General features: G+C 38.2%; 11 protein-coding genes. 6 read left to right on the top strand and 5 right to left on the bottom strand.

Annotated elements, in window-relative coordinates:
• The first annotated feature begins 85 nt into the window (after positions 1–85).
• From ABDH28_00315 to ABDH28_00305, 3 genes are read left to right on the top strand one after another with little or no spacing between them, the layout of a single operon-like run.
• On the top strand, positions 86–1024 hold the full coding sequence (locus tag ABDH28_00315; protein MEN2997473.1) for a thiamine pyrophosphate-dependent enzyme: 939 nt from the start codon (positions 86–88) through the stop codon (positions 1022–1024).
• A gap of 40 nt (positions 1025–1064) precedes the next feature.
• Entirely contained in the window at positions 1065–1976 is a 912-nt protein-coding gene (locus ABDH28_00310; protein MEN2997472.1) for a hypothetical protein, read from the top strand.
• Positions 1973–3556 carry a penicillin-binding protein 2 gene (locus ABDH28_00305; GenBank protein MEN2997471.1) on the top strand — a complete coding sequence of 528 codons (1584 nt, stop codon included), beginning with the start codon at positions 1973–1975 and terminating at the stop codon, positions 3554–3556. Before ABDH28_00310 ends, ABDH28_00305 begins: the two co-directional genes overlap by 4 nt.
• Here the strand turns inward: ABDH28_00305 and pyk are convergent.
• Together pyk and ABDH28_00295 are read right to left on the bottom strand one after the other, a co-directional pair.
• Positions 3543–4985: a pyruvate kinase gene (pyk, locus tag ABDH28_00300; GenBank protein ID MEN2997470.1), complete on the bottom strand. Its 1443-nt coding sequence runs from the start codon at positions 4983–4985 to the stop codon at positions 3543–3545. The two genes, ABDH28_00305 and pyk, sit on opposite strands and share 14 nt — an antisense overlap.
• A gap of 50 nt (positions 4986–5035) precedes the next feature.
• Positions 5036–5692, bottom strand: a complete 657-nt coding sequence (locus ABDH28_00295) for a hypothetical protein (protein ID MEN2997469.1) — start codon at positions 5690–5692, stop codon at positions 5036–5038.
• Positions 5693–6100: 408 nt separating this feature from the next.
• On the opposite strand from ABDH28_00295, the gene ABDH28_00290 reads away from it, so the two are divergent.
• On the top strand, positions 6101–6643 hold the full coding sequence (locus ABDH28_00290; GenBank protein MEN2997468.1) for an NfeD family protein: 543 nt from the start codon (positions 6101–6103) through the stop codon (positions 6641–6643).
• On the opposite strand, the gene ABDH28_00285 is transcribed toward ABDH28_00290, so the two are convergent.
• Positions 6640–8130: a UDP-N-acetylmuramoyl-L-alanyl-D-glutamate--2,6-diaminopimelate ligase gene (locus ABDH28_00285; protein ID MEN2997467.1), complete on the bottom strand. Its 1491-nt coding sequence runs from the start codon at positions 8128–8130 to the stop codon at positions 6640–6642. The two genes, ABDH28_00290 and ABDH28_00285, sit on opposite strands and share 4 nt — an antisense overlap.
• A 261-nt stretch (positions 8131–8391) precedes the next feature.
• On the opposite strand from ABDH28_00285, the gene ABDH28_00280 reads away from it, so the two are divergent.
• On the top strand, positions 8392–9471 hold the full coding sequence (locus ABDH28_00280) for a polyprenyl synthetase family protein (protein MEN2997466.1): 1080 nt from the start codon (positions 8392–8394) through the stop codon (positions 9469–9471).
• Positions 9472–9573: 102 nt separating this feature from the next.
• The gene (locus ABDH28_00275; protein ID MEN2997465.1) at positions 9574–10860 is read left to right on the top strand and encodes an adenylosuccinate synthase; all 1287 of its coding nucleotides are present in this window, start codon (positions 9574–9576) and stop codon (positions 10858–10860) included.
• A gap of 102 nt (positions 10861–10962) precedes the next feature.
• Here the strand turns inward: ABDH28_00275 and nadC are convergent, their stop codons facing one another.
• Complete coding sequence (gene nadC, locus ABDH28_00270; protein ID MEN2997464.1) at positions 10963–11808, bottom strand: carboxylating nicotinate-nucleotide diphosphorylase; 846 nt, start codon at positions 11806–11808, stop codon at positions 10963–10965.
• A gap of 15 nt (positions 11809–11823) precedes the next feature.
• Entirely contained in the window at positions 11824–12573 is a 750-nt protein-coding gene (gene gpmA / locus ABDH28_00265) for a 2,3-diphosphoglycerate-dependent phosphoglycerate mutase (GenBank protein ID MEN2997463.1), read from the bottom strand.
• Between the last annotated feature and the right edge of the window lie 274 nt (positions 12574–12847).

Raw genomic sequence — 12847 nt, 5'->3', positions numbered from 1 at the left:
ATGCAGAGTATTGTCTTGAGAAAGGAATTGGTGGTCAGATTATCTATGTTGGGTTAAATCCTAATTTTGTGAGTAGGAGGTAATTATGGCTATCAATCTAAAGCAAGTTGCCGGAATGGATGTCAAGTTTACAAAAGGACACAGAATGTGTGCAGGTTGTGGGGTTGCTATATTTATTAGAGAGGTTGTAATAGCTGCTCAGAATCTTGATATGGATCTTGTATTTTCAAATGCTACCGGGTGTTTGGAGGTTACTACAAGTGTTTATCCAGAAAGCTCTTGGAAATATCCGTGGGTGCATAGTGCGTTTGAAAATGCTGCTGCTACCATAGCTGGTGTTGAGAGAGCTTACTATGCTCTGAAGGCGAAGAATAAACTTAACCATGACAAGAGGATAAAATTTGTTGCAATAGCAGGTGATGGTGGTAGCTTTGACATAGGGCTTCAGAGTTTATCTGGTGCTTTGGAAAGAGGTCACAATATTCTTTACATTGCTTATGACAACGAAGCTTATATGAATACTGGATACCAGAGAAGCAGTGCTACACCTCTTTTTGCTGATACCACTACTGCCCCTTTTGGTAAGGTTGTACCCGGTAAAACTCAGCCTAGGAAGGACCTGTTTGCTATTGCAGTTGCTCACAATATCCCCTATGCTGCAACCGTAAGTATCTACCACTGGAATGATTTAGTGAATAAACTTCAGAAAGCTCTTTTAACTGAAGGACCAACATTTATTCTATCTATAACACCATGTATACCCGGCTGGAATATGCCAGTTGAAGATGCTGTTAATCTCTCTAAATTAGCTGTTGAGACAGGGTATTGGCCACTTGTTGAGTATGAGAATGGTGTATATAAATGGAGTCCCCTGAATCCAAAACAGTTAAAACCAATTGAAGAGTTTATCTCAAAGCAGAAAAGGTTTGCAGGAGTACTCAAAAACCCAGAATTACTTGAACGCTTTAGGAAGGATGTATTGGATAACTTTGAGAAGTATAAGAAGCTCTGCGGAGTGGGGTAACTAGTTGATATAACTATAGTTCGGTTTGATAAACTCAAGTATGAATTGTGGAAAGCTATATAAATTAGCAGTTTCGGTTTTTTGTGTGGTTCTGTTTGTAGTGCTATCACCTTGGGTAAATTTTGCAACTAGGGAGAATTTCTACATTGCAGAGGAATTTTTCTACTCTGGTGAATATACGAAATCCTTGGGATTGTATCGTAGTGTTGATCGTAGTAAGCTTTCAAAGTATGAGTTAGATGTTTTACTTTACAGACTCTCCTTTTTTACAAATCTAAATTCAGCGATATCAATCTTGTCAAACACTACTTTATCTGAGGGTAGAGAATTACTTTCGTTCCTACTTTCTTACCTAGGACATCAGAGTACTAACATTGCTGATGTTATTAATACTAAGGATGAGAAGGAGGTCTATAGGTTTCTTAGGGATGTGAAGAGTAGTGGGGTTTTTGATGTTGATCTCTCACTTAAGCTATATTTCTCTCTGTCAAATCTGGAGGATATAGTATCTATCTCAGAGAAGGGAGATTTTTCTAGGGTTAAGTTTGAGTTTATAAAAGCCGTGATGTATAGGAATTCTGGAAATGACGAGAAATTTGAGGAAATTGTGAAGGATATACTTCTTAAGTATCCCGATAGTTTTTGGGCGAAACTCTTAAGAGTTTCCTTAGACAGAAGGAGAACTTCTTCAAGCTTGGTTGAAGGTGGTGTTAGGACTGTAGATGTGGAGGAAAAGCTACCTTCTTTAGATGCTGGGTATTATTTAGTTATTCGCAAGCCTAATGAGGTTATAGTGGAGTCACTTTATTTTAAGGGCTTTAAACTGAGAAAAGTAAACGACAGTGTATATATAGGGCCTTATTTGGATCAAGTTGAGGCGCAGAAGGAAGGTGAAAGAATAGCTAGGGATTATGGGGTTCAGGTTAGGATGGTTAGAATTAGGCTACAATGAGAAAAAGAATATGGGTGGTGTTTTACATATTTCTTGCCCTTGTTGTAGTTGTGATAGTGCGTATCCTGACTCTAGTACTTCCTTCTGAGTTTGAAGGTGAAGAGAAAAGAAAGTTTACAGGCAGGAGAGGAGAAATATTTGATAGGAATAATAATGTTCTAGCGGTTAGTTATAGGACCTTCTCGCTTTGGTTGGACAACAGTGGTCTATCGCAGTATGAGAGAAAGTTCTTGGTAGAACTAATGAAGGATTGGTTGGGTCTTAGTTATTCGGAGATTGCCGAAAAGCTTAGGAGAGAGTCAAAGTTTGTATGGTTAGTTAGGAAAATTCCAGAAAATGAGGCAGAAAATCTATTTAGAGTGACGAATGGTTTTGTGAGTAAGTTTGATAAAAGGGTACTGGGGGTAGCTGAGGAGTATGTTCGCAGGTATCCGTTGGGAGAGAAGGCAAGTGGTGTTGTTGGTGCGGTGAATGTGGATAATGATGGAATATCCGGATTTGAGTATACCTTTAATGATATTCTTCTTGAGAAGGGTGGGGAAGGAGGAAAGGTAGTTCTTACGGTGGACAAGTATATCCAAGAGATAACCTACCTAGAACTTGCGAGAAGTGTTAAGGAGTTTGACGCTGATTTGGGGATAGCTGTTTTTGCTAAGAAAGATGGTGAAATTCTTTCCATTGCTGACTACCCATCTTTTGATCCTAATAATCTTTCGGTCATTCCATTTTCTTCTAGAGCTGTTGGGTATATAATAGAACCAGGCTCAGTAATGAAACTTGCATCTGTGTCTTTTGCTTTGATCAATCTCTCGGAAATTGAGAAAAGAGTGTATGAGTGTGATGGGCTTATTGGGTTGTATGGTCACACGATAAAAGAGAAGCCTCATGGGGTGGTCTCCTTAGAGAATATAATTGCTCATTCTTGTAATATTGGGATGTTGAAGGTCATAAGAGACTTTGATGAGAAGTCATTTTATTTCTTCCTTAGAGGGTTGGGATTTGGAGAGAAGACTTTGGTTGGGTTACCGGGTGAGGAGAGAGGAATTCTTAGGATCTTCAATGAGTGGAGCGGGGTTTCAAAGTATATGGTAGGGATAGGACAAGAGATAGGCGTTACGGGGATGCAATTGCTGAAGTTAGGGTTAATTTTAGCCAATGATGGTATGAATATTCGTCCTAAGCTTGTTAAGGAGATATTGTTATCGGATGGTAGTAGTAAGACTATGAGGTATTCGGAAGAGTTTAGGGTTATTCCGTCAGAAGTGGCTAGGAAAGTTAGGAAGTATATGAGAGCAAGTGTGGAGTATGGAACTAGTAAGATGGCGGAGATTGAAGGACTGAGAGTAGGAGGTAAGACAGGGACGGGGCAGATATATAATCCAGAAGGGGGATATTATAAGGATAAGTACAATGCGGTGTTTCTGGGAATAGTTCCTTACGACGATCCAAAAATAATTGGGGTTGTTATACTTGTTAATCCTAAGAAGTTAAAGCAGGGGGGGTTGTCAGCAGGCCCTACTTTTAGGAATATCTTGGAAAAGATTGTAGCTTATAGTCCTAACCTTGTTAGAACTCAATAACCTTCAGCATATTTGTGCTTCCTGAAACTCCTACGGGAACACCTGAAGTTACTACTACATTGTCACCTTTTGAAACATAGTCCTTGACTAGTTTTTTTGCAATTTCCAGCATCTCATCTGTGGATTTAGCTGGCTTGACTAAACCAGGTATTACTCCCCAGACATGTTTTAGCTTTCTTAAGGTACTTTCTTCAGGACTGAGAGAGATGATGATACAGGAAGGTCTAAATTTTGCAATTTGTTTTGAAGAGGCTCCAGTTTGAGTGAAGTTGACTATAAACTTAGTGTCAAGTTTTCTTGAGATTTGGCTTGCAGCGAAGGCTATTGACTCTGTAAGATCATTGGTTTGAGGATAGTCATAAAACTTGTATAGCTTTTTATACTCTTCACTGCTCTCAACGGTGGATATTATGTTTTTTAGGGTCTTTACTACTTCCACTGGATACTCACCAGCTGCAGTTTCACCAGTTACCATAAGGCCATCTACACCGTCAAGAATAGCGTTTGTTATATCAGCAACTTCCGCTCTCGTTGGCTTTATGTTCTTAGTCATAGATTCTAACATTTGGGTAGCTACGATAACTGGTTTTCCGGCAAGTCTTGTCTTCTCAACAACCATTTTTTGAACCACTGTTACCTCGCTTAGTCCAAATTCTACTCCAAGATCTCCTCTAGCAACTATTATAGCATCTGAGACATCTATTATTTCATCTATGTTATTTACTGCCTCAACCATTTCAATCTTAGAAATTACTGGAATTATTTTCTTATTTCTTATAAGGATATCCTTCACTTGCTTTACGTCCTTTGCGTTTCTTACAAATGAAATAGCTAGTAAGTCTACGTCGTGGTCTATACAAAACTGAATATCGCGTAGATCTTTTTCTGTTATTGATGAGATGCTAAGTTTGGTGTATGGAAGATTTACACCTTTTCTCTCTTTTATTGTTCCTCCGTGAACTGTTTTACCTATGAAGTAAGTATCAAAGACTTCCGACACTGTAAGTTCAATCATTCCATCATCAATTAAGACTTTGTCACCTTTCTTTATTTCCTGAACTATTAAGTCATAGTCAACCCATATACTCTTAGGACAGTTTTCTTTAACTTTATCAAAGTTAGCTTTATTGGTTATTAGTATCTCTTCTCCGTCACTTACATCAACTTGTAGTCCTGTTCCGACCCTTATTTTTGGTCCTTGGATATCTCCCATAAGTCCTAGAACAGTATTGAATTTCTTTTCTGCATCCCTTACCAGTGAAACACTTAGTTTGTGGTCATCATGTGTTCCATGAGAAAAGTTCATTCTAAAAACGTCTGCTCCACAAACTGTAATCTGTTCAACTATTTCTTTCTTTCTTGAAGCTGGTCCTAGACTAACAATTATCTTAGTTCGGTTTATGTGTTTATCACTAAGCTTAGGTAGCATAAGAATGCCCTCCATTATATAAATGGTGTCAATAAATTGGTATCTCTCTGCTATTTTAGGTTTTCTTCTATCTTTTCTATTGAGAACTTATCTCTTGTGCTTTTTACGTATTCTGCTATCTTCTGCTGAAGTTTCCGGCTTCTTATCTGGGCCCTAAGAAGTTCTTCGGCATTTTTAGCTGAAATATTCCTTTCGCTGAAGTATTTTCTGTTTTTGTTGTAAAGCTCTTCAATTTCCTCAGGTGAGGCCTCTATCTGGGTTAAGTCAATCTTTTTAGCTAGGAATCCATCAACTAAAGCCTTTCTTAGTGATACTCTTGACAGAATGTTCCATTCAGGAGATGCTAGAAACCCTTGGTTGTATGCTTCTATGCTCAGAACTAACTCATTTATAACATTATCAAGGTAGGTCTTTTTAGTTGACAGATCATTGAGTAATATGTTTTTTTTGCTTTGATCTCCACCTGACAAGGTTTCTATAACAAGCATATACTCTTTGTTGAAATCTTCTGTAGATATGTAGTAGTCTCCCACTTTTGCTACGTAGGATTCAGGCTTTACGCTTTTTAGTCCCAAAAGGCTTGGGGTTGGGGTTAGACCTACGGACTTTGGTGTGATGAGGTTGATTACTATCAGGGTAGAAATTACGCCTATAAGTATTCCACCTAACCCAATTCCTGCATAAACTAAGATGTCTTTAGCCTTCATAAAGTTCCTCCATATACATTTAATGATAATTGAGAATATGCTCTAAATTCAAATCGGGGGATTTTAGATCCAATAAAATCCAAAATTTACACCCAAGAGTAGTTTTCTTTCTATTCTCGCAGTCTCTAAGTGTAATTTCTTCTTCTCACAGCTACTGTCAAAACTAGGTGAAGGCTTTTCTTAGTAAACACTTAAAAGATTAGTGTGAAATGAAGTTTATGACTGGTGAATGCTATCTATTAAGGAGAATAAATGAGCAAAAAGTTTAGAATCTTACCTGCCCAACTGATGAAAATTGGAATTTATCAATTTAGGTCAATATGTATAGTAACACTGCAGAGATTAAATTTGTTGAACTGTCTTCCAGTTTAGGTTGAAAGTATATAGGTGATGGTTTAACATTTTGCTATGGAAGTTGAAGTGGCAAATGCTGTGACGAATGTTGTTACTAATGTTGGTGTTACCAACAATAGTGGAGTTTTTCAGGTTATTGGGACTCCCGGGCTTGAATATTGGATATGGGCATCAATAGGAACACTGTGTTTTGTTTTAGAGATCGTTGTTCCGGGGTTTATCTTTTTCTGGTTAGGGTTATCTGCAATTTTTGTGTCTGTTTTGACATTGTTTTTGTTGAAGACTTTGGAATTACAGCTATTGGCTTGGTTAGTGTTGTCTGCGGTTTTTGTTATGGGTTTTCTTTACTATAGAAAGAGAATGCTTTTGAAAAAACCTCAGGACCGTGATCCTGTATTCAGGTATATAGGTATGAAGGGAGAGGTTATACAGCCTATAGTTGGTGGCAAGATGGGTAAGGTGCGCCTTGATATACCTATAAACGGCATAACTGATTGGAATGCTATTTCTCAGAATCCTAACGAGAGCATTGGTGTAGGTGAAAGAGTTGAAGTTGTGGAGGTTGAGGGTATAAAGCTGATAGTTAGGAAGGTTTAGAAATACTCGCTTTTTGTTACTTCCTCAATATCAGAAAAGTGTAGTTTCTGGGTGCCTATGATTTGATACTCTTCGTGTCCTTTACCGGCTATTATGATCAGTTCTCCTTCAATTGCTTCCTTAAGAGCGGTGTTTATGGCCTTTCTTCTGTCTTCTATGACTTTTACCTTTCTCATTCCGTCTTCAGAAATTCCGCTCAGAATGTCCATTATTATGTTGGTAGGATTTTCTGTCCTAGGGTTATCGCTAGTTATTATTACTTTGTCAGCAAGTTTTACTGCAACTTCACCCATCAGAGGTCTTTTGCCCCTATCTCTGTCACCACCTGCACCAAATACGACTGTAAGTCTGGTTGGAGAAAAAGTTCGTCCGGTCTCAAGTGTCTTTTCAAGAGAGTCAGGAGTATGAGCGTAGTCAATCGCAACAAAGAACCCCCTATTACTTTTGATTACCTGAAATCTGCCCTTGACGGTAGTTTCACCTATGTGTTCAATTACCTCCGGAATTTTGTTCTCATCTGCAACTGATAAAACCGCCCCTAGGCTACATATAGCGTTGTAGACATTATGAAGTCCTGCCATCTTTGTCTTGGCTTTATAACTCTTACCGTTGCATTCAATTGTGAACCTGTTGCCATCTATTGAGATTGTAATATCTCTAGCGATGATGTCTGCAGTGTTTTTGATGGAACAGGTTATAGTTCTTAGTCCTAGGTTTTTAGCAATTTCATAAGCTCTATTTCCCCATTCGGTGTCAATATTAATCACAGCTGTGCCTTCAGGGTTGTGTAATTTGATATTGTGGAATAGTTTCATCTTTGCATTGAAGTAGCTCTCCATATCTTTGTGGAAGTCCAAATGTTCTCTTGAGAGATTTGTGAATACTCCTACATCAAACTTCACCCCGTATACTCTTTCGGTTTCTAGTCCGTGTGACGAGACTTCCATAGATACAAATTCTCCAGAGTTGTTTACAATGTCGCTGAGGAGAGTGTATATTTGAAGAGGACCGGGAGTAGTATTCTCAGCTGGAATGGAAGAATCATCAATCTTGTATTCTATTGTTCCGATAAGTCCGCCTTTCATTCCGATACCTCTTAGTGCGTTGAAGATCATGTAAGAAATTGTAGTTTTTCCCTTGGTTCCAGTAACTCCTAGAACTTTTAGTTTCTCATCAGGTTTCCCAAAAAAATGTTTTGAGACAATTGCTTGGACTCTTCTTATGTTATTTACAACTACGATGTTGATATTCTTGTCACTAATTTCCACAGGTTTGCTAGCTATAAATGTTCTACAGCCTCTTTCAATAAGCTCGGGGATGAACTTTGTAGCATCAACTTTACTCCCTTCTATAGCAAAAAATAGGGTATTCTGGTTTATTTCGGAATACCTAGAGTCTTCGCAGAGATCAGTGATCTCTATATCTTTAGAAATATTTTCGTAAGTTACATACTCTCTTATCAAGGACAGAAGTTTGCTAAGCCTCATAGGTTAAGGTGTAACATAAGTATATTCTAAATAATGCTGTAATTGGGTGTAAATTTGCATTGACTTTGTTTTTGTTTTCCTTTTTGTGGAAGTACTTTTAGGGATGAGGAGAAGGTAGGTGACTTGTGATGAGAGTAAGAAAGAATGTATAGATTTGTTTCTGTGTTTTTTCTAAGTTTTAAAGTGCAAGAGGTTGTGAGAGGGTGGTAAAATTTATGAGGTTGTGGGGGAGATTTTGTTTTATGAGAAGAGGAGTTACCGATGAATGATAATTCATCTAGGAGAGTATTGGAGCTTTTAGATGCATTTAGGGGTGAAATACTTTTGGGATTAGAAAAGCTTTTTAGGGATGTGGAGGAGAGGCTTCCTGTTAAAGATTTCTGGTTTTGCGATAGTGTAAGAAGGTTGTATGACTTTGTTATTTCTGGGAAAATGCTAAGAGGTGCATTACTTCTTCTTTCTCAGAAGATGTTCTCAGGTGAGTACTCGGAAGACGGTATAAACTGTGCTATAGCAATGGAACTGCTTCAGTCTGGGCTACTAATCCATGATGATATTATGGATGAAGATACTCAAAGGAGAGGTAAAGACACTATCTTCTTCCAATACAAAAAGGTTTTTGATAGGGAAGGTATGTCTAAGAGTTATCATCTTGGTGAGTCGGTGGGTATATGCGTTGGTGATATTTCTTTTTTTCTTGCCTTTATGTCTTTAAGTAGAGTTCGGGAAAAGTTGCTTTTGGATAAGATACTTTTGAAGTTTAGCGAAGAGATGTTGATGGTTGGAATGGGGCAGATTAAGGATGTAGTAGTTTCGGGTCAAAGGGGCATTCCTTCAGAGGAGGAGATAGTTAACATTTATAGATACAAAACAGCTAGATACTCCTTCTCTCTACCGCTGGGACTAGGTGCAATCCTCTCAAAGCAGGATCAAAGTGTTATATCTCTTCTTGAGGAGATAGGAGAGTATGTGGGGATAATATTTCAGATACAGGATGATAAGATTGGACTTGTTGGCGATAGTAGTGTTACTGGGAAACCTAGAGGGTCTGATATAAAGGAGAATAAGAAGACTATATATTATCACTATCTTATGAGTTTAGCAACTGAAGGTGAAAAGAACTTGCTTGAAAGAATTTTTGGGAACCCTTACGTAACACCGGAGGATGTGAATTTTGTTATTTCAATGTGTGAGAAGTACGAAATTTTTGGTGTTGTTGATGAGAAAGTTAGGTATTTTGCTAATATTGCGAAGGAAAAAATACTGTCCATTCCTGCTGAGGAAGAATACAAGGGGTGTTTGTTAGAGTTGCTGGAATACAACCTGAACAGAGATAGATGATCTGGAGTTGACGGTTGCTGGAAGTTCTTTATTGTCGTGAATGCAAACTACTTGATAAGTAGGACTACTTCATAAATAATTTAGCGTTGTTTGAGGTAAGCTATGGTAACCTTGGTTGTTGGGATGCAGTGGGGTGATGAAGGTAAAGCTAAGGTTATTGACTTATTGGCCTGTAATTATGACTATGTAGTCAGATACCAAGGGGGAGCAAATGCAGGACATACAGTTTTAGTCGGAGATAAGAAGTTCATATTCCATCTTCTTCCTTCTGGGCTTATGAATCCTAATGCTAAGGTTATAATTGGTAATGGAGTGGTTGTTGATATTGACCAGCTCCGTGATGAGATCCAGAGCTTGGAGAATATGGGTTTTAGAGTGAGGGATAGGATTATTATTAGTGACAAAGCTCATGTGGTGATGGAGTATCATAAGTTGATAGATAATTTAAGGGAGAGTACTTCATCTAGGAAGATTGGCACTACCTCAAGGGGTATAGGACCTTGTTATGAGGATAAGGTAGCAAGAAGGGGTATAAGGATATGTGACATAGTAAACCTTTCTGTTGAGCAGTTGGCTAAGAAGATTGAGGTGTTTGCTGAGGAGAAAATCTTTCTGATAAAGAATTTGTATGGGTGTGGTTACGAATTTAATCCTTTGAAGCTGGCTGAGCACTGTAAATTGGAATTTGAGAAGATGGGGATTATGGTAGATAATGTTGAGATTTTACTTAACCGTGAGATAAAGAATGGCAGAAGTGTGTTGTTTGAAGGAGCACAAGGGGTTTTGCTTGATGTAGATTTTGGAACATATCCTTATGTTACATCTTCAAATGCGTCAAGTAGTGGTGTAGCTACAGGAACGGGTTTCTTTCCAAAGGGTTTTGATAATGTGATAGGTATAGTTAAGGCTTATACTACTAGGGTTGGTGAAGGACCTTTTCCGACAGAGCAAGACAATGAGATTGGTAGAATAATAAGGGAAAGAGGTGGAGAATTTGGAGCTACTACTGGTAGGCCTCGTAGGTGTGGGTGGATAGATCTTCCTCTTCTTAGGTATTCTACTATAGTTGGTGGGGCAACTGAGATATTTCTTACGAAGATTGATGTGCTCTCAGGGATTGAGGAGATAAAGGTGTGTGTGGAGTACAGGATTGAAGGAAAAGTTTTCAAGTTACCTCCTTTTATGGATCCGCAGACGCTTTACGAAGTTGAGCCAGTGTACGTAACATTCAAGGGTTGGGGTAATAGTCTTTCGGAGGTAAGAAAAATTGAAGACTTTCCTAAGGAAGCAAGATCCTACATTGATTTTATACAGGAGTCTCTAAATATACCTATCAGTTACATATCAGTAGGTCCAGAGAGACATCAGACTGTCGTTCTAAAAAGTTAGGGATTTCACAGATTTTGCCTTGGAGTTTATTTTTAAGTTAAGTCTGGCCATCGTATGGAAAAGCTCTAGATTCTTTGTTAGGTGTTTTCTGTGCTGTTGCTCTTACTCTATATGGAAAGATATATCTACAATCTTGTAGTTCATTGTTATTGCACTGGTTGATACAAAATCAATGGGTGCGTTTATTTTTGCAAGTTCCTTTACTTTCTCAAGGTTAATGTTTCCAGAAGCTTCAACTATGATGTTGGGGTTTTGTGATTTTATATACTCTGCAGCGGATTTTGTTTGAGAGGTTGACATGTTGTCAAGCATTATTATGTCTACTCCTGCTTCTACTGCTAGTTTTACCTGTTCCATGTTTTCGCATTCAACCTCAACTTTGTGCATTGGTGAGAACTTTTTTACAAGTGCTACTGCCTTTTTTATGTCTCCTTTGAACACAGATATGTGGTTATCCTTTATCATAACCATGTCGTATAGGCCGAACCTGTGGTTTGTTCCTCCACCGACTCTTACAGCGTATTTTTGGAAAAATCTTAGTCCTGGGATTGTTTTCCTAGTGTCAAGTATGCCAAACTTGCCTTCAGTTGCGTTTACGAATTCTCGGGTAGTTGTGGCGATTGAAATCAAGATTGTGAGGATGTTTAGCAAAGTTCTTTCTATTGAAAGTAGCATTTTTGCACTTCCTTCAAGGGAAAATATTTTTGTTTTTTCGTTAAACTCTTCTCCATCCTTAAGAGAACATCCCTTTATTCCAAAGTCCTTTTCCAGAACTACCGAGAAAATCTCACCGGCGAAGACTCCCTTATCGTTAGCTATGATATAAGCTTGCTCCTTCCTGTTGGGAATTATGTTTGATATTATATCATTATTGTTCGTGTCCTCAAACAATGTCTCATCAAATAGTTTTTTACTTGCATTGTAGAGATTTATGTCGTAGTAAAACATATTTTGATAGGATTGTTATTTCCTAGCTTTGCCTTGGGCAGCAACTGCTTCCATTGCCTTTCTAACTTCTTCTGGATCACCAAGGTAGTATCTATTCAAGGGTTTTAGTTGCTCGTCTAGTTCATACACTAGTGGTATTCCGGTGGGTATGTTGAGTTCCACTATGTCTTGATCTGATATATTGTCAAGGTATTTTACTAGTGCTCTTAGGCTATTGCCATGCGCGGAGATTATTACTCTTTTCCCAGTTTTTATTGTTGGGCCTATTACTTCATACCAATATGGTAATACCCTTGCTACTGTGTCTTTAAGACTTTCACTTAGAGGTAGTTCTTCCGGCTTTAGATCCTTATACCTAGGATCGTTTCCGGGGTATCTTGGATCGGTTTTCTCAAGTGGTGGAGGTGGAATATCATAGCTTCTTCTCCATATCTTTACTTGCTCTTCACCATATTTTTCCGCCATCTCGGCTTTGTTAAGACCTTGTAGTGCTCCGTAATGTCTCTCATTAAGTCTCCAGTGCTTGTATTCAGGTATCCAAAGTAAATCCATTTCGTCAAGAATTATATGCAAGGTTCTTATCGCCCTCTTTAGAACCGATGTAAACGCTACATCAAACACATAACCATTTTCCTTTAGAACTCTTCCAGCTTTTCTTGCTTCTTCAATTCCTCTTTCCGAAAGGTCAACATCTGTCCAACCAGTAAACTTGTTTTCCTTATTCCAGATGCTTTCACCGTGCCTTACTAGAACTACTTTATACATTTTCACCTCCTTTGTTATAAGGATTTACACAAAGTATTATAAGAGAACTGAGACTTAAGATTGAAGTTTTTTGTTTCGTAAATCAGTGAGAGAGTGATTAGCTTTATTTGCGTTTCTATGGGTTTGAAATAAATTTGAATAGATTGATTCCAGCGAACTGATTTTAATAAGTTGCTAAGTGATAGTCCGTCTACTGATAATCTTGTCAGGAGGTAGGGTATGGATATGGGTGTTATGAGGAGTATTATTAAGGGTGTTTTTGTGGTTAGTTTGT

The organism is Brevinematia bacterium (genome assembly GCA_039630355.1).
GTDB lineage: Bacteria > Spirochaetota > Brevinematia > DTOW01 > DTOW01 > SKYB106.
Note: the sequence above shows the minus strand (reverse complement) of the source record. Positions and strands in the feature narration are given on the sequence as shown.